We start from the raw sequence: 17,620 nt of genomic DNA on the forward strand, positions 1-17,620 counted from the left end.
TGGGCCCTTATCCGCGAGGTGTCACAGCCGCATCCGTCTTCACCAGGGCAGGTGATTTACCGGATACGGGAGATGGGCTTGCTGGTTGATTGCCCGCTTCGACGGCCTGGCGCTGACGGGTCAGGGCCGCGACGGTTTCCGGGTCGGCCATCGGCGCGTCTTGCGGGGCGACCACGGCGCCCGGACGCACCCGCTGCAGGCCGTTGATGACGATGCGGTCTTCCTTGTTCAGGCCGCTGCGCACGATGCGCAAGCCTTCGAGTTTCGGCCCCAGTTCAACGTTGCGGTACAGGGTCTTGTTGTCCTGATCGACCACCAGCACGAACTTCTTGCCCAGGTCCGTGCCCACCGCTTCGTCCTTGATCAGCAGGCCCGAGTAAGCCGCGCTGCCCACCAGTTTCAGGCGGGCATATAAACCGGGGGTGTATTGGCCATCGGCGTTGTCGAACACCGCGCGACCACGAATGGTGCCGGTCTTGGGATTGACCCGGTTGTCGACGAAGTTCATCTGCCCCAGGTGGCTGTTGCCCTCCTCGTTCGACAGGCCCATGTACACCGGCGTGGTCTGGCCGCGCTGGCCCTGGCGAGAAAGCTGGCCGTACTTGAGGAACAGACGCTCGTCCGCATCGAAATAGGCGTAGACCTTGTCGGTGGAGACCACGCTGGTCAGCGGCGTGGTGTCGGCGGTGACGATGTTGCCGGCGGTGATTTCGGCGCGGCTGACGCGGCCGCTGATCGGCGCGGTGACCCGGGTGAAGCTCAGGTTCAGCCGCGCCAGATCGAGCTGGGCCTGGATGGCATCGACTCCGGCCTTGGCCTCTTGCGCGGTGGTGGTGCGGGTGTCGGCCAGTTCGGCGGAAATCGCATTACTGCCCAGCAGGCGCTGACCGCGCTGCGCTTCATTGGCGGTGCGCACCAGCGTGGCCCTGGCTTGTTGCAACTGGGCTTCGAAACGATGCACTTCGTGTTCGAACGGCCGCGGATCGATCTGGAACAACAAGTCGCCCTTCTTCACCAACGCGCCGTCGGTAAAGGCGACCTGCACGATCTGCCCCGACACCCGTGGCCGTACCTCGACCGTTTCCGGCGCTTCCAGTCGGGCGGTGACTTCATCCCACTCGGTGATGGGCTGTTCGATAACCTTGGCGACCGTGACATGGGGTGCCCCCGGTGCATTGGCGGCGGCAGGCGCACGATCGCACGCGGTGAGCATCGTGAGCGCCAACGCGGCAAACGGGTAACGAAAAGCTTTGAGTGACTGTTCCATGGGGGGTATCCGCCAGACGGTTAAGGGATTTGCGGAGTCTCGGCCTCGCGCGAGGCGTCGACGAATCGAACGGGGTGAACTTGGGTATTACTATTAATGATGATCGTCATGTATAAGGACAAAAAAAAGGAACGTCCCTGCTCACGCCTTGCTATTGGTGATTGCACTGCACACCGAATCCAATGCCGGCCCAAGCGTCTGCGCGACCGAAATCGCCCGGGGCGTGGGCTGCATTTCCCGACCGATACGCTTGAACAAAGGATCGTTGAACAAGGCTCGCAAACGCCTGAGTGCGCCGCTGACGGCCGGTTGGCCCATCGAGAGTTTTATCGCAGCCCGAGTGACGTTGCGCTCCTCAATGAGGGCTTCAAACACCACCAATAGATTCAGGTCGATACTGCGCAGATCATGACGTTTCATAACGTGTCCACCTGGTATTTGCGCCGACGATATATTACGACCATAATCATTACAAGACTTTTGGCGACGACTTGCACATGGCAAGCGCACCTGACCTCAGGAGCAGCTCATGAAAGTGACGAAAGACAAGGCCGCAGCGAACAAGGAGGCCATTCTGACGGCAGCGTCCCGGCTATACCGCGAAAAAGGCATCGACGGGATAGGCATCGGCGAGCTCTCACGCTCGGTCGGACTGACCCACGGCGGGTTTTACGGGCAGTTTCCCGGCGGCAAGGAACAGTTGGCGTCGGAGGCCGTGACCCGGACGTTCGAAACCAACATACAAAACTGGCAAAACGCCAAATCGATTCCGGAACTGGTAAAGGGATACCTGACCCAGAAGCACCTGGACAACTGGACCGAAGGCTGCGCAATCCCGGCGCTGGCAGCCGACGTGGCCCGCACCGGCGGCACCGTCAGCCAGTCCTTCACCCAGGGCATCGAGCACTTCATTGAAATACTGCTGCCACTGGTGGAAGGCGATACGCAGGAGGAAAAACTGCGGCAGGCGCAACAGGTCATTGCCTCGATGGCCGGGGCCATGCTCATTGCCCGGGCGGTGGACAAGCCTGAGTTGGCGAAGCAGTTTTTGGCGTCGGTGATCAGCGCCTGGCCGTCTTGAAGGCGCTGAAGTTGCTGGCTTGGTCCCCTGTGGGAGCGAGCCTGCTCGCGAAGGACGTCAACGATAACGCGCCCTGTCTGGATGATCGCGTTGTCCGGGCGTTTTTCGCGAGCAGGCTCGCTCCCACAGTGCATTGGCTCACACCGATGTTTGCACCACCACCGCCTCCCGTCCCTTGAACGCCAGGGAGAAACAGAAAAAGATCGCCAGGGCAAACCCCGCCGGGAACAGCCAGATGCTTTTCCAGTCATGCTCGCCCGCCGTCGCGGCGTAGTGATCCGTCACCTGCCCCGCCACCCAGAACCCAATCAGCATGCCCAGGCCATAGGTCGCCAGCGTGATCAAACCCTGGGCCGAACTGCGAAAGCGTTCCGATGCCTTGGCGTCGGTGTAGATCTGCCCTGAAACGAAGAAGAAGTCATAGCAGATGCCATGCAAGGCGATGCCGGTGAACAGCATGAAAGCCAGGTCGCCATTGTTGCCGTAAGCGAACAACAGGTAGCGCAACGCCCACGCCAGCATGCCCACCAGCAGCGCAATCTTGATCCCGAAGCGGTGAATGAACAGTGGCAGCAACAACATGAACAGCACTTCGGAGACCTGCCCGATGGCCATTTTCGCCGTGGGGTTGGTCACGCCGATTTCCGCCAGGAACGGGTTGGCGTTCTGGTAGTAAAACGCCAGGGGAATGCAGATCAGGATCGAGGCGATGAAGAACACCAGATAGCTGCGATCCTTGAGCAAGCCTAGGGCGTCCAGCCCGAGCATCTGCTTGAGGCCGCCGTTGCCGGTCTCGGCTTTCAGTGGCGCGGTGCGCGGCAAGGTGAAGCTGTACAGGCCCAGCAGCAAGGAGGCGATGGCCGACATCAGGAAGGTGTTGCGCAGCCCGCCGGTCGCAATCGCGGCTTGTGAGTCCCAGGCAAACACAAAGCTGATCACCAGACCGGCGACGATCCAGCCGAGGGTGCCCCACACGCGAATCCGGGAAAACTCCAGCGCCGGATCGCTCATCTGCCGGAACGCCACGGAATTGACCAGGGCCAACGTCGGCATGTAGACCATCATGTACGCCAGCACGAACGGATAAAACGCGCTGAAATCCGGCGCCCGATACAGTTGATACAGCAACACCGCGCCCACCAGATGCAGCACCGCGAGGATGCGCTCGGCATTGAAGAAGCGGTCGGCGATCAGGCCGATCACGAATGGCGCGATGATCGCGCCCCAGGACTGGGTCGAGAACGCCATGCCGATCTGCCCGCCACTGGCGCCCAGGGTGCTGGCGAGGAAGGTGCCGAGGGTGACGAACCAGCCACCCCAGATAAAGAATTGCAGGAACATCATTGCGCTGAGCCGCGCAGTCATCATGGTCATGAGAGTCACCGTCTTATTGTTGTTTTTTTCTGTGGGAGAGCATCGGTTTCAGGCGTCGGGCAGCCCCAGCAGTCGTCGATTGAAGGCGGCGTCGGCCGACACGCTGGCGAAATCATCGAACGCCTTGTCGGTCTTGCGGATCATGTGCCGCTCGATGAATGCTGCCCCTTCAACGGCACCCTGCGCGGAATCCTTCAGGCAGCATTCCCACTCCAGCACGGCCCAACCGCTGTAGTCGTATTGAGTCAGTTTGCTGAAGATCGATTTGAAATCGATCTGGCCATCGCCCAGGGAGCGGAAACGCCCCGGCCGCTCGACCCAGCCTTGGTACCCGCCGTACACACCGGAGCGGGCATCGGGGCGGAACTCGGCGTCCTTGACGTGGAACATGCGGATGCGCGCGTGGTAGCGGTCAATGAAACCCAGGTAGTCCATCTGCTGCAGCAGCAGGTGACTGGGGTCATACAGAATCGCGGCGCGGGGATGGTGATCGACCGCCTCGAGAAACCGTTCGAACGAGGCACCATCGTGCAGGTCTTCGCCGGGGTGGATTTCGTAGCACAGGTCCACACCGGCCTCTTCGAAACAGTCGAGGATCGGCAACCAGCGCCTGGCCAGTTCGGCAAAACCTTGCTCGACCAACCCACTTGGCCGCTGCGGCCAAGGGTAGATATAGGGCCAGAGCAAGGCGCCGGAAAAGGTCGCGTGGGCTTTCAGGCCCAGGCGTTGACTGGCGCGGGCGGCCAGTTTCAACTGGTCGATGGCCCATGCGGTACGCGCCTCGGGCTGGCCGCGCAAATGAGCCGGGGCGAAGTCATCGAACAGGGTGTCGAACGCCGGGTGCACCGCCACCAGTTGGCCTTGCAGATGCGTCGACAATTCACTGATCTCGACACCGGCGTCGGCACAGACCGCTTTCAATTCGTCGCAGTAGTCCTGGCTTTCGGCGGCCCGCGCCAGATCGATGAATTGCGTGCCCAGGGTCGGTAACTGAATGGCTTTGTAGCCTTGGGAGGCGGCCCAGCGAGCGATGTTGGCCAGGGTATCGAACGGCGCCTGGGCGGACATGAATTGCGCGAGGAAAATCCCCGGCCCCCGCAGGCCGGTTGTTGTTTGAGGGGTCACGTTAATCTCCAGCGTCATGGGGTGCACACCAGTTCGGTCCACTTGGTATCGCCGCGATGGTTGGCGATGGCGGTCTCGATGAATGCCATGCCGCGCAGGCCGACATCGATGCCGGGCACGCCCGGGACATCGTGCCCGGCGACCTCGGCACGAATGGCATTGGCGAAATCGCCGTACAGGTTGGCCATGGCTTCCAGATAGCCCTCGGGATGCCCGGCGGGCAGGCGCATGCGTCGGCTGGCGGCTTCGCACAACCACGGCTGGCCGATGCCGGAGCGCAGAACACGCAAGGGTTGATCGAGGGCGCGGTGGATCAGGCTGGCGGGTTCTTCCTGCCGCCACTCCAGTCCCCCCTTGTCGCCATAAATGCGAATCTTCAGCGGGTTCTCTTCACCGGCGCAGACCTGGCTGGCGATCAGCACGCCGCTGGCGCCGTCGGCCATCCTGAACAGCATCGAGGCGTCATCGTCCAGCTGCCGACCCTCGATGTGCACACCCAACATCGCGCTCAACTGGTGAACAGGCTGATCCGCGACAAACTCGGCCAGGGAAAAGGCATGGGTGCCGATATCGCCGATGCAACCGCCCAGGCCGGACTGCTCGGGCAGGTCGCGCCAGGCCGCCTGCTTGTTGCCCTGCCCGGCCATGTCCTGGCTGAGCCAGCCTTGCGGGTACTCGACGATCACCTTGCGCACCGCGCCGATCACCCCGCTGCGCACCATGTCCCGCGCCTGCCAGACCATCGGGTAACCCAGATAGGTATGGGCCAGGCCGTACAAGCGATGGCTGCGTTCAACCACCGCCTTGAGTGCGAGCAATTCGGCCAGGTTCAGCGCCGCCGGTTTTTCACTGAACACATGAAAACCGGCGCTCAGCGCTTCACTGGCCACGGGCGCATGCAAATGGTTGGGCGTGACGATCACCACCAGTTCCATGCGTTGCTCGGCGGGCAATGCACGCTCGGCCTGGATCATCAGTCGCCAGTCGCTGTAGCAGCGTGAGGCCGGCAGGCCCAGCGCTTCGCCGGTCTGCCGATTGTTCTGCGCATCGCGACTGAACGCGCCGCACACCAGTTCAAACCGGCCATCGAGCCCGGCCGCCTGACGGTGGGCCTGGGCGATGAACGCACCCTCGCCGCCTCCGACAAAGCCCATTCTTATTTTTGGCGCTGCAACGTTCATCGCAAAAGCTCTCTGTTGGCTGGAAAACCGATCATGATGTAACCGGTTACATCGTGGCGGAAATTTAGGCGCAGTCAGGCGATGTGTCAAACCCCGGATGAAAACCCACGCCGATTTCAGCGCAACGTCGACCTGCGGTAAGCTCGCCGGCTGCGCGATTCGTTAACGAGGTGATCTTGTCCAATATCCGTGAAGTAGCCCGGCTGGCCGGCGTCTCGGTGGCCACGGTGTCGAGGACACTGAAGTCGCCGGAGCGTGTGCTCCCCGAGACCCGGGACAAGGTCAATGCCGCCGTGGAACAGGCCGGTTACCGGCCGAACCTGATGGCTGTGCAGTTTCGTTCGCGTCGCACCGGCAACCTGGTGATTCTGGTGCCAACCATCGCCAACACCTTTTTCGCCAGGGTCATCAGCGGCGCGCAACAGGCTGCACAGGCCGCCCAGTATCGGCTGCTGCTGTGCGACACCCAGGGCCGCGAGGACATCGAACGGGAATTCGCCGAGCTGGTGTACAACCATCAGGCCGATGGCGTGATCCAGTTGCGTGCTTTCGACCCGTTTACTGAGCCCTTTGCCAATGCCGAACCGGCACCCATCGTCAACGCCTGCGAAGTGATCCAGGACGGGCGTCACCCGACGATCAGCCTCGACAACCGCGCCGCCGCCAAGGCCATGACCGAACATTTGATTGAACTCGGCCACCGGCGGATCGGCCTGATAAAGGGGCCGAAAAGCAGCCCGCTGACCCGCGACCGCGTGGCCGGTTATCAGGATGCTTTAAGCGAGGCCGGAATCGAGTGCGACCTGAGGCTGATCTGTCACGGCGATTTCACCCTGAAGGCCGGCCATGACGGCGCCACGGCGATGCTGGCATTGCCCGAACGCCCCACCGCGCTGTTCTGCGAAAACGATGAAATGGCCATCGGCGCGTTGAAACGCATCAAGCAACTCGGCTTGCGCGTCCCCGAGGACATTTCCCTGGTGGGGTTCGACGACATTCCCTTTGCGGCCTATTGCGATCCGCCGTTGACCACCATCGCGCAACCCGCCGAAGTCTTCGGCCAGAAAGCCGTCGAGATGCTGATTGCGCTGATCGAGAAAAAGCCGCTGGCGCAGCGGCATGTGGTCTTGCCGTTCGAGTTGACGCTGCGCGGCAGCACGGCGGGGGTGCGACCGGAAAAGTAGTGTCGGCTGACACACTGCTTTCGCGAGCAGGCTCGCTCCCACAGGGGGCGGCGTCGTGCACGGTTTTGTGTTCGCTGAAGATCCAATGTGGGAGCGAGCCTGCTCGCGAAAGCGGTGTATCAGGCACATCCATACTGAACGTGCCGACGCCTTCGCGAGCAAGCCCGCTCCCACAGGGGTTCAGGTGACAGGCCTGTTTTTAGTCCCTGAACTGCGTCAGTTGCTGGCTCAGCGAGCCCGCCTGATCGCGCAGTTGCACCGATTGATCGAGCAGGCTGCGGATCGCATGATCGTTCTGTTCGGAGATACGGCTGACGCCCTGGATCGCCACCGACAATTGCTCACCGGTCGCCGCCTGGCTTTGGGTCTGGCGCGCCACTTCGCTGATGCGTGTCAGGATGTCCTGGGCATGCTGGCGGATCTGATCCACGCCCTGGGCCGAGGTGGTCAGTTGCACCACGCCCTGGCGTACCGCTTCGCCAACCTGCTGCACATTGGCCACGGTGTTGCGCACGTCCGAACCGATGGCGCCGATCATCTCGCCGATTTCACCGGTCGAGCGGCTGGTGCGTTCCGCCAGTTGCCGCACTTCATCGGCCACCACGGCAAAACCACGGCCCTGCTCCCCTGCCCGCGCCGCTTCGATGGCCGCGTTGAGGGCCAACAGGTTGGTCTGGTCGGCGATGCTGCGAATCACCGCGATGATCCCGGCAATCTGCTGCGAGCGTTTTTCCAGATCACCCACCGCCCCGGCCACCACATCCATGGTCTGGTCGATATGGGTAATGCCGGCCAGGGTCTGGCTCATGTCGGTGGAAATGTTGGTGGTCAGCACCTCGGTGTTGCGCGCCAGTTGCTCCACGTCTTCGGCCTGTTGGGACATCTCGGTCACCGAGTGCGCCAATGCCGTGACGCCGCTGGCCATTTCCTCGGTGGCAGTGTGTTGCGAAGTTGCGCGCTCGGCCACCGCCTGGGTGGTATCGCCCAGGTGATTGGAGATCTGCATCAGGGTCGTGCTGCTGTGGCGAATCGAGCCCACCAGGTCGCCCAGACGCTGGATGAACTGGTTGAACGCCCCCGCCAGCTTGCCGGTTTCATCGCCACTGCGCTGTTCGAATCGCAGGCCCAGCTCGCCTTCCCAGGCCTGGATGCCGACCGTCAGGCCGGACAGTGGACGAATCTGCCACGCCAGCAAATGCCACAGCACAATCGCCAGCACCAGCAATGCCACCAGCCCGATGACCACGGCGGTGTAGAGGAAGTGATTGATGCCGGCCATGGCTTCGGCCTGCGGATACGCCACCATCAACGCCCAGTTGTTCGGCGCCTTGCCGATCCGCACCGGTTGCAGCACATAGCCCCAACCATCGCGCTCGAAGCTGTAGGGCTGGCCGGCCTTGATCGCATCCTTGGCGGCGGCCGGCAATTCATCGGCCGGCTGGCTCAGGCGCTTGGCATCGGGATGGCTGGCGTACAGGCCGCCACTGGAAACCAGCGCGCCATAGCCTTTGTAGACATCGATGGTCGAGAGCTGACGGTTGATGCTTTCCAGCGGGATATCGACCCCTGCCACACCCACCGCTTTACCGCCCTGCAACAGCGGCACCATGATCGACACCAACATCACCTTCTGGCCATTGCCGGTGCTGTAGACATAGGGTTCGGAGGCCCACGGCTGGCGCGTGTGCAGCGGACGGTAGTAGTACTGGTTGTCGGCATTTTCCGGGGTGTAGCCGCTCAACGCCTCGGACTTCACGCTGCCGCTGGCACGGTTCCAGTAGGTCAGGTAACGGCCCGTGGCGTCGTGACTGGGCTGGTTGACGAACTCACTGTCCTTGCCATCGAATGCGTTCGGCTCCCAATACTGCCCAAGCCCCAGGAGCTTGGGATTGGCCTCGAACAGCTGGCGGGTCAAGGCATCGGCGGTCTTGCGGTCGACGTGCTGCTGTTGCATCGCCGTGGCGACGCTGGCCAGGGATTCGGCCACGGTAAAACCGGTACCGAGTTCGACTTCCACTTCCTTGGCATTGGCCTTGACGATGGTGTCGACCAGGGCAAAGGTTTCTTTGACGGAGGAACCATAGGCGATGTAGGCGATGGAACCCAGCAGCAGCGCCATGACGACGACGGTGCCGATCAGCGCTGTCCAGAACAGCTTGAAGTGCAGTGAGCGATTAGGCATAGGCATTCTCGAATGAGCGATACGTCAGCCAGCACAGCCCGTGCGAAGTTGTGAGTGCAGCAGCCCTGCTGGCAAGTGATTTATAGTTGATATTATTTAGCCACTATATCGAGGCGCGGGACTCCGATGCAACCGAAAATGAACAGTTGTTCAATCAAGAAAATAGCGGGGAAGGATCGAGCCAAGCCCGAAGGCAGAGCCTTGTAGCAGTTGCCGCCCGGGTGCTCGACAGCCGCTACAAGAGGGCATCGCTTACAGGCACGCCTGAGCCGCGCGTTCGAGGCTGGACGGCCCGAATGTCGAGGCCAGCAGTGCGCGTTCGTACAGGAACACCTTGCCGCCCTCCGATGTCTTGTAGGCCTCGAGCACATCGTTGGCAGCGACTTTGCTGGCCACCACGATTCGGTAACTGCGCTGGGTTTCCGAGACTGTCGTGTTCAACGAATCTTCCTGCAGTTTGGGCAGAACGCAATGTGCGTAGTCTGCCGGCGCCTTTTTAGTCTGCAAGGTCAGTGTCGGGTCGTTGGGGGTTGAAGCACAGCCCGACAACAGCAATGAGGTGGCAAGCGCCAGTCGGGTATACATATTCATCGCGCCGGTTCCTGGAGGGTGACTTGGATGGGCGCGATTTTCCTTGTTTCCCGCTAACAACAGAACTTGCGATTGATGATGGTCACTATTATTCGAACGAATATTTAAGCGTTGATACCCCCTGTGGGAGCGAGCCTGCTCGCGAAAAACGTCAGGACACCGCGATCTTTCAGGCAGGACGCGTAATCGTTGGCGTTCTTCGCGAGCAGGCTCGCTCCCACAGGGGGAACGCATTCGACTTTTAGTCCGCGTGTTATTCACTTGCAACTACAGGCTCCGCCCCACGGTTCCCCTTGAACGCCTCACGCCGTTCCAATCGCTCCTGGACGTAAGCCGCCGACGGCTCGCTGATCAGTTCTTCACGGCGCAACACCTCTCCACAATGCCCGCACAGCGGTCCGAGCCCGGCCTCGTGCCCGCAAGGCTTGTGGGTGTAACGCACGGCCAGTTCCTCGTCCTCTGACTTGCACCAGGTTTCCCCCCAGGCACGCAGGGCCAGCACCACCGAATAAAACGCCTCCCCTTTGGCCGTCAGGTGGTACTCATAACGCAGCGGTCGCTGGTTGTAGGCGCGGCGCTCAACCATCCCGTCGGCCTCCAGACTCTTCAAGCGCCCCGCGACCATCTGCGGTGTGCCGCCGGTCTGCGCCTGGATCTCGTCGTATCGGTGGTTACGCATGAACAACTCTCGCAGGACCACCACCGTCCATCGATCTCCGACGATGTCTTCGGCCCGTGCAATCGGGCACAAGGTATCGGGACTACTCTTTTTTACGGCCATGCAGGCTTGCCTCTTTCATAGTAACTATGATTATCATATCAACACCCTGCCGAGGCAAGTCCACGGCACCGGTCAACCAACCTCTGTGGAGAATTCGTCATGTCGAACGCCGCCTACCCGCTCGATCGCACCGCTTACCTGCTGGTCGATCCCTACAACGATTTCCTGTCCGAAGGTGGCCGGGTCTTTCCCTTGATCAAACCGATCGCCGAGCAAGTCGGCCTGCTCGATAATCTGCGAGCTCTGGATCGTACGGTTCGCGCCCTCGACATCCCGGTGGTTATCGTACCGCACCGTCGCTGGGAACAAGGCGACTACGAAAACTGGGATCACCCAAGTCCTTCCCAATGCAAGATCCAGCACATGCACCACTTTGCCCGCGGCGAATGGGGCGGCGAGTGGCATCCGGATTTCGCGCCGAAGGAAGGCGACATCATCGTCTCGGAGCATTGGGGATCGAGCGGGTTTGCCAACACCGACCTGGACTTTCGCCTCAAGCAGAAAGGCATCACCCACGTGATCATCGTCGGCCTGCTGGCTAATACCTGCATCGAGGCCACCGCCCGTTATGCGCAGGAACTGGGCTACCACGTCACTCTGGTACGCGACGCCACCGCCGCGTTCAAGCCGGAAATGATGCACGCCGCCCATGAGCTGAACGGCCCTACTTACGCTCATTCGATCGTGACGACCGAGCAACTCATCGCCACCCTGAAGCAGTGAGACCCCACATGAAATTGACTGGAAACCTGCTGATCGGCACCCGTGAAGTCCCTGCCAGCGAAGGCACGATGAAGGCGCTCAACCCGGCGACCAACCAGCTCATCGAACCGGATTTCGCCTTCGGTGGCATCGCGGATGTCGACCTCGCGGCAAACCTCGCCGATGAGGCATTTGACCGTTACAGCCATACCTCGCTCGCCGAACGTTCGGCGTTTCTTGAGCGCATCGCCGACAATCTCGAGGCCGTGAGCCAGGAACTGGCGGCACGCACCGCGCTGGAAACCGGTTTGCCCGAGGCCCAGTTCCAGGGCGAAGTCGTCAGGGCTGCCACCCAATTCCGCCAGTTCGCCGACGTCGTTCGCAAAGGACGTTTTCTGCAGCTGGCCATCGACCCGGCCCAGCCCGATCGCCAGCCACGGCCGCGCATGGATCACCGCCTGCAGAAAATCGCTATCGGCCCGGTGGCCGTTTTCGGCGCGAGCAATTTCCCCATCAGCTATTCCGTCGCCGGTGGCGATACCGCCTCGGCACTGGCGGCCGGCGCGACGGTGATCGTCAAGGCCCATAACGCTCACCCGGGCTCCTCGGAAATCCAGGCCCGCGCCATCCTCAAGGCCGTGCAGGACAGCGGCTTGCCTGAAGGCGTGTTCTCGATGGTGCGCGGTGGCGGTAACGTCATCGGCGAAGCCCTGGTCGACCATCCCTTGATCAAGTCCGTGACCTTCACCGGTTCCGAACAGGGCGGCATGGCGCTGTATCGCCGCGCGCAAATGCGCCCTGATCCGATCCCGGTATTTACCGAAATGACCAGCGTCAATCCCACGTTCATCCTGCCTCAGGCACTCGCCGCGCGAGGGGCGCAGATCGGTGATGGCTTCGTCGAGCGCATGCTGGTCAATGTCGGCCAGGCCTGCCTCAAACCGGCGATCCTGATCGCGGTCGAAGGTGCCGGTTTCGAGGCGTTGCGTGCTGCCATGATCAAGCGTGTGACCGATGCTCCGGCGCGGCCGATGCTGACCCCGGGGATTCACGGGGCTTACCTCAGCGGCCTCGACCAGCTGCAAAGCGCGGGTGCACAACTTGTTGCCGTGGGTTCGGTTGCCCATGCCGACCTCGACGGCCGATCAGGGTTGCTGGAAGTCGACGGCCAGCGTTTCCTTGCCGAGAAGACGCTGGCCCATGAAGTGTTCGGTCCGGCGGCACTGCTGGTGAAGGTCAAGGATGAGGTTGAAATGCTCGCGGTCGCCCGTGCCTTTCGCGGTCAGCTCAGCGCGACGCTGCATCTCGAACAGGAGGATATGGAACTGGCCCGGTGCTTGCTGCCGGTGCTGGAACGGCGGACCGGGCGGATTGTGGTCAACGCCTTTGCCCATCCCCAGGAAGTGTCGTTCGCCACCATTCACGGCGGCCCCTTCCCCGCCTCGTCGGACAGTCGTTTCACTTCGGTGGGCATGACCTCCATCGAACGCTTCCTGCGCCCGGTGACCTACCAGGGCTTTCCGGATGCGTTGCTGCCGGAAGCATTGCGCGATTCAAATGCGCTCGGACTGCCGCGCAGCGTGGATGGCCAATAACCGATAGAAGCCTGACAAAGATCCAAATGTGGGAGCGAGCCTGCTCGCGAAGAGGGAGTGTCAGTCAATTCCAATGTTGTCTGATACATCGCTTTCGCGAGCAGGCTCGCTCCCACAGGTAATCGGATCAGACTTTTTGCATCGCGCATACCTGATTCCGCCCATTGCGCTTGGCCTGATACAAACCGTCATCGGCGCGGGTCAGCAGGCTTTCCAGGTTGTCGCCAGGTTGAACGAAGGCCACGCCGAAGGACGCGGTAATGGTGTCCAGCACGGTGTCGGTGCCCCGTGCCTTGATCCGCAACGACTGGACCTTCAAACGCAATAGCTCGGCGAAAGCACAGGCACTGTCGAGGTCGGCGCTGTCTTCAAGCACCACGCAAAACTCCTCGCCGCCGTAACGCCCGGCAAAAGCGTTGGGTGCAAGCGCACCGCGCAACACCTGACCGACATGCTGCAGCACCCGGTCGCCCAACAGGTGACCGTATTGGTCGTTGAATTGCTTGAAGTGATCGATATCCAGCATCACCAGCGCGACACTACTGGTGCCCTTGGCCAGTGCCTTTTCCAGCAACCGCGTGAATGCGGTCCGGTTGAGCAGCTCGGTCAGGCCATCCAGCGACGCCGCCTGTTGCGCGCGCTCCAGCTTGTCCCGCAGGGTCTTGATCTCGTTTTGCGCCGAATGCAATTGCGCGAGGAAGTGTTCCTGCTGGCTTTGCATCAGCCGGGTGCTCTGCTGCAGCTCGTTCAAGATGCCCGGCAAGCGCTCGCTGACCGGCTCCTCGAGCATCTCCAGGCACTGCCCGAGGCGATTCTGGAAATTGACACTGCCCTGCACGCTGCGCGAAACATCGCGCTCCATGCCATCGACCAGACTGACGACCTGTTGCTGCTCCGCGCGCGCATCCTCCAGCTCGTCACGAATGATGTACTCGCGAAAAAGACGCGTCGCGGACTCGGGCGGGCAACCGTCGAAGTCTCTGACAACCCGGTCCAGGTGACGATTGAGCTCCGGCTCCTGACCTTTGCTGTAGGTGTACCACAGCGCGTAATGCACCGGATTGGGCGGGATGTTGTGGCGAACCATCAGGGGTACGGCTTGCTTGAGCAGCGCCGCCGCCTCGCGGGAGTCTTCCGGATACAGCGCTAGAACATTCGCACGCGATTCTGATGGGCTCATAACGTCACTGTGGTTGTTTATCATTGGCATTCGGACAGTGCGCTGAGCATACCGATACGCCCGACAAACGGCTATCTCGGCTTGATGTGAACAGGCGAATTAATGCCACACCGCAAACCCTGTGGGAGCGAGCCTGCTCGCGAAGGCGGTGTGTCAGTCGATGAAACGGTTGCCTGACAGGACGCTTTCGCGAGCAGGCTCGCTCCCACATTGGATTTAGTGGTGATCGGGCCGGGTGTAGGGCTCGATAAACCCACCCCCCAGAATCTCATTCAAGCGCCTGGCATCGCTCATCCGCCGAAACAGCCCCGGCGTCATCCATGGCGCATGACCGTCAATGTTGGGCGCCCCCCATCCGGCCCGCAGGTCGTCGATCAGAAGGGAGCGGGTTTCGAAGGAAATCCGCGTCAGCCCGGTGCTGTTGCCGACACCGACGTGGGCATGCGCTCCGGAAAAGGCAATCAGGCTACCCGGGGCGATATCGACCGCAATGCCCTGCTGCGGATCAATCGCTTCCAGTAAATGCGGGATGGCTTCATCGGCATCCACTGCATTGCGACCGTCGCGGTGGGAGCGCTGCAAAATCGCGCGCATATCAAAATCCGCGCTGGAATTGCGCACGGGTTGCCGCCACAGCTGCGGGTACAACGCGAAGGTCCGTCCCGCGGATATCGGGTAAATCGGCGCCCACCAATTGGTTTGCGCATAGAGGTTTGAGCCCCAGGTGTCGCGATGGAAGGCAATAGTCGCCGTGGTACGGGCACGTGGCGCCACGTGCCGCGGCTCACGGTGGGGCTGAAAACGCAGGTGCAGGCGATCGCACGCCAAGGCATCCGGCGCAATCCCCAGGCTCTCCACGACGGCCTGCCAGCGCAGGCGAATGTCAGCGGAGCTGGCGAAAGCGTGCTGGCATTGGGCAAAACGTACGGTCTGCTCGCTGTGGCTCAGGTAACGGTGGACCTCCTGGGGTGGCCAGGGGTGCAGCGCTTCTTCGAGCAACTCACGGGTGCACGCCACCAGTGCCGCCATAGGCGGCCAATCGCTGAGGCGAATGATCTCGCCGGCATAGATCTGGTCGTGAAACTGCCGGGCACTACCCGGTACTTCCAGCGCGCTGTACATCGATTGCAGTCCTCTGAGAGTGCGTTCCCCGACTCTAGAGGCATGCCCTTCACCGGGCAAAGGGTCAGCTGCGGCGAAAAACAGCGGATCAGTCGCGGCCCGACTCCGACCAAAGGCTGAGGTTTCATGGGCTCCTCATGCGACATTGTCATGAAAGCGTACGAGAATCATATTGATTAACAGCTGGAGGGATGCCGGCTTTCATGAACAATCTTTGCGCGTGAGGAAACGCCATGCTCCTGAAAGTCCTGATCTACTGGCCACTGCTGGCAATCGCCATCGTCTCGACCCTGTGTCGGCTGATACACAAGGCCAAGGTGACTGATCGGGGTTTGCGGATACAACGTTCGAAACCCTAGCCAGGCGGCACGGAGCTGGATTCAAAGCGTCGAGCAGCTTGTATCCATCGCGGTGTCGCCGCTTTCAATAAAAAACCCCGGCCTTTCAGCCGGGTTTTCTATTCACTCAACAACACTTGGGTCCCGCCTTGCTGCCGTAACGGGCTTCCTGGCGTTCGCGGAAGAACGCCTCGTAGTCCATCACCGGCTTGTCCGGGTGTTTGCTTTGCATGTGCTCGACGTAGTTGTCGTAGTCGGGCATCCCCACCATCAGGCGCGCGGCCTGACCGAGGTATTTTCCGAGGCGACTCAGGTCATTGAACATGCTGCAAATCCTCGATCAATTTTGCGGCAATGCCTGGTATGGCGCTTCTTTATCCGTACGTTCCTTGGTGCCCCAGGCGGCAACGCCGACCTTGAGCGCAAAGAACAGGATGCTGAACACCACGAACAGGAACAGCGCAGTCAGCGTTGCGTTGGTGTAGGCGTTGAAGATCACGTGCTGCATCTGATCGATGTTCTTCGCCGGCGCCAGCACCTGACCGTTGGCCAGGGCATCGCTGTACTTCTTGGCCAGGGCCAGGAAACCGATGGCCGGGTTGGCGTCGAACAGCTTGATGAAACCGGCGGTGGTGGTGCAGATCAGCAGCCACACCGCTGGCAGCAAGGTGACCCACACATAACGCTGGCGCTTCATCTTGATCAACACGACGGTGCCGAGCATCAGCGCGATACCGGCCAGCATCTGGTTGGAGATGCCGAACAGCGGCCACAAGGTGTTGATGCCGCCCAGTGGATCGATCACGCCCTGGTACAGCAGGTAACCCCACATGGCCACACAACCGGCAGTGGCGATCAGGTTGGCGGTCCAGGATTCGGTGCGTTTCAGCGCCGGCACGAAGGAGCCGAGCAAATCCTGCAGCATGAAACGACCGGCACGGGTACCGGCGTCGACGGCGGTCAGGATGAACAACGCTTCGAACAGGATCGCGAAGTGGTACCAGAACGCCATGGTGTTTTCACCCGGCAGGACGTGGTGCAGGATCTGCGCGATGCCGACCGCCAGGGTCGGTGCGCCGCCGGCACGGGCCAGGATGGTGGTTTCACCAATGTCCTTGGCCACTGCTTGCAGCGCTTCGGGGGTAATCGCAAAGCCCCAGCTGCTGACCGTCTGAGCAACCGAAACAGCATCGGAACCCACAATGGCCGCAGGGCTGTTCATCGCGAAGTACACGCCCGGATCGATCACCGATGCAGCAACCATGGCCATGATTGCCACGAAAGACTCCATCAGCATGCCGCCGTAACCGATGTAACGGGCGTGACCTTCACTGGCCAGCAGTTTCGGCGTGGTGCCGGAAGCGATCAGCGAGTGGAAACCCGATACCGCGCCACAGGCAATGGTGATGAACAGGAACGGGAACATACCGCCCTTCCACACAGGGCCAGTGCCATCGATGAACTGGGTCAGGGCCGGCATTTTCAGCTCGGGCATGGTCACCAGAATGCCGATCGCCAACGCGACGATGGTGCCGATTTTCAGGAAGGTCGAGAGGTAGTCACGGGGTGCCAGGATCAGCCATACAGGCAGAACGGCAGCCACAAAACCGTAGCCGATCAGCATCCAGGTGATCTGCACACCGGTGAAGGTGAACGCCTTGGCCCACACCGGGTCAGCGGCAATCTGCCCGCCCAGCCAGATCGAGCCCAGCAGCAGGAACACGCCGATGATCGAGATTTCACCGATGCGGCCCGGACGGATGTAGCGCATGTAGATGCCCATGAACATCGCGATCGGGATCGTCGCCATGACCGTGAACATGCCCCACGGGCTTTCGGCCAGGGCCTTGACCACGATCAGCGCCAGCACCGCGAGGATGATGATCATGATCAGGAAGCAGCCGAACAGCGCGATGG

16 protein-coding genes and 2 pseudogenes are annotated in these 17,620 nt (G+C 61.4%); 5 read left to right on the forward strand and 13 right to left on the reverse strand.

Going from position 1 to position 17,620, the window contains the following annotated elements:
• Positions 1–7 precede the first annotated feature (7 nt).
• Both mexE and HNQ83_RS26420 read right to left on the reverse strand, forming a co-directional pair.
• The gene (gene mexE, locus HNQ83_RS26415) at positions 8–1,267 is read right to left on the reverse strand and encodes a multidrug efflux RND transporter periplasmic adaptor subunit MexE (protein ID WP_175391771.1); all 1,260 of its coding nucleotides are present in this window, start codon (positions 1,265–1,267) and stop codon (positions 8–10) included.
• Between the two features lie 141 nt (positions 1,268–1,408).
• Positions 1,409–1,687: a LysR family transcriptional regulator gene (locus HNQ83_RS26420; protein WP_175391773.1), complete on the reverse strand. Its 279-nt coding sequence runs from the start codon at positions 1,685–1,687 to the stop codon at positions 1,409–1,411.
• 109 nt (positions 1,688–1,796) lie between these two features.
• On the opposite strand from HNQ83_RS26420, the gene HNQ83_RS26425 reads away from it, so the two are divergent.
• Entirely contained in the window at positions 1,797–2,348 is a 552-nt protein-coding gene (locus tag HNQ83_RS26425) for a TetR/AcrR family transcriptional regulator (RefSeq protein ID WP_175391775.1), read from the forward strand.
• 138 nt (positions 2,349–2,486) lie between these two features.
• On the opposite strand, the gene HNQ83_RS26430 is transcribed toward HNQ83_RS26425, so the two are convergent.
• The 3 genes from HNQ83_RS26430 to HNQ83_RS26440 are packed head-to-tail and all read right to left on the reverse strand — an operon-like array spanning position 2,487 to position 6,028.
• Complete coding sequence (locus HNQ83_RS26430; protein WP_175391777.1) at positions 2,487–3,722, reverse strand: nucleoside permease; 1,236 nt, start codon at positions 3,720–3,722, stop codon at positions 2,487–2,489.
• Positions 3,723–3,770: 48 nt separating this feature from the next.
• The gene (locus HNQ83_RS26435; protein WP_175391779.1) at positions 3,771–4,865 is read right to left on the reverse strand and encodes a sugar phosphate isomerase/epimerase; all 1,095 of its coding nucleotides are present in this window, start codon (positions 4,863–4,865) and stop codon (positions 3,771–3,773) included.
• Entirely contained in the window at positions 4,862–6,028 is a 1,167-nt protein-coding gene (locus HNQ83_RS26440) for a Gfo/Idh/MocA family protein (RefSeq protein WP_175391781.1), read from the reverse strand. The genes HNQ83_RS26435 and HNQ83_RS26440 overlap by 4 nt, the downstream gene beginning before the upstream one ends.
• A 176-nt stretch (positions 6,029–6,204) precedes the next feature.
• On the opposite strand from HNQ83_RS26440, the gene HNQ83_RS26445 reads away from it, so the two are divergent.
• The gene (locus HNQ83_RS26445) at positions 6,205–7,212 is read left to right on the forward strand and encodes a LacI family DNA-binding transcriptional regulator (protein ID WP_175391783.1); all 1,008 of its coding nucleotides are present in this window, start codon (positions 6,205–6,207) and stop codon (positions 7,210–7,212) included.
• Positions 7,213–7,411: 199 nt separating this feature from the next.
• Here HNQ83_RS26445 and HNQ83_RS31790 read toward each other — a convergent pair.
• The 4 genes and pseudogenes from HNQ83_RS31790 to HNQ83_RS26460 form a co-directional block, all read right to left on the reverse strand.
• Positions 7,412–7,948, reverse strand: a pseudogene (locus HNQ83_RS31790) (methyl-accepting chemotaxis protein); the annotation flags it as partial.
• A 324-nt stretch (positions 7,949–8,272) separates the two neighbouring features.
• Positions 8,273–9,400: pseudogene (locus HNQ83_RS31795) on the reverse strand (cache domain-containing protein); the annotation flags it as partial.
• A 246-nt stretch (positions 9,401–9,646) separates the two neighbouring features.
• Positions 9,647–9,985 carry a hypothetical protein gene (locus HNQ83_RS26455; RefSeq protein ID WP_175391787.1) on the reverse strand — a complete coding sequence of 113 codons (339 nt, stop codon included), beginning with the start codon at positions 9,983–9,985 and terminating at the stop codon, positions 9,647–9,649.
• A 253-nt stretch (positions 9,986–10,238) separates the two neighbouring features.
• Positions 10,239–10,766 carry a helix-turn-helix domain-containing protein gene (locus HNQ83_RS26460; RefSeq protein WP_175391789.1) on the reverse strand — a complete coding sequence of 176 codons (528 nt, stop codon included), beginning with the start codon at positions 10,764–10,766 and terminating at the stop codon, positions 10,239–10,241.
• Between the two features lie 99 nt (positions 10,767–10,865).
• Between HNQ83_RS26460 and HNQ83_RS26465 the strand changes: the two genes are divergently transcribed.
• Positions 10,866–11,489: an isochorismatase family cysteine hydrolase gene (locus HNQ83_RS26465; RefSeq protein WP_175391791.1), complete on the forward strand. Its 624-nt coding sequence runs from the start codon at positions 10,866–10,868 to the stop codon at positions 11,487–11,489.
• Between the two features lie 8 nt (positions 11,490–11,497).
• The gene (locus HNQ83_RS26470; protein ID WP_175391793.1) at positions 11,498–13,063 is read left to right on the forward strand and encodes an aldehyde dehydrogenase (NADP(+)); all 1,566 of its coding nucleotides are present in this window, start codon (positions 11,498–11,500) and stop codon (positions 13,061–13,063) included.
• 127 nt (positions 13,064–13,190) lie between these two features.
• Here the strand turns inward: HNQ83_RS26470 and HNQ83_RS26475 are convergent, their stop codons facing one another.
• Positions 13,191–14,243, reverse strand: coding sequence for a GGDEF domain-containing protein (locus HNQ83_RS26475; protein ID WP_256669242.1), 1,053 nt, complete (start codon positions 14,241–14,243; stop codon positions 13,191–13,193).
• 216 nt (positions 14,244–14,459) lie between these two features.
• Positions 14,460–15,365 carry a hypothetical protein gene (locus tag HNQ83_RS26480; protein WP_175391796.1) on the reverse strand — a complete coding sequence of 302 codons (906 nt, stop codon included), beginning with the start codon at positions 15,363–15,365 and terminating at the stop codon, positions 14,460–14,462.
• Positions 15,366–15,598: 233 nt separating this feature from the next.
• Between HNQ83_RS26480 and HNQ83_RS31360 the strand changes: the two genes are divergently transcribed.
• Positions 15,599–15,724: a hypothetical protein gene (locus HNQ83_RS31360; protein WP_256669243.1), complete on the forward strand. Its 126-nt coding sequence runs from the start codon at positions 15,599–15,601 to the stop codon at positions 15,722–15,724.
• Positions 15,725–15,830: 106 nt separating this feature from the next.
• Here HNQ83_RS31360 and HNQ83_RS26485 read toward each other — a convergent pair whose 3' ends face one another.
• Together HNQ83_RS26485 and HNQ83_RS26490 are read right to left on the reverse strand one after the other, a co-directional pair.
• Positions 15,831–16,028 (reverse strand): YbdD/YjiX family protein, encoded by a 198-nt coding sequence (locus HNQ83_RS26485; protein WP_008051268.1) that lies wholly within the window; start codon positions 16,026–16,028, stop codon positions 15,831–15,833.
• Positions 16,029–16,043: 15 nt separating this feature from the next.
• A partial coding sequence (locus HNQ83_RS26490; RefSeq protein WP_175391798.1) for a carbon starvation CstA family protein occupies positions 16,044–17,620 on the reverse strand: 1,577 nt, incomplete at its 5' end.

This window comes from Pseudomonas sp. C2B4, from assembly GCF_013359695.1.
Lineage (GTDB): Bacteria > Pseudomonadota > Gammaproteobacteria > Pseudomonadales > Pseudomonadaceae > Aquipseudomonas.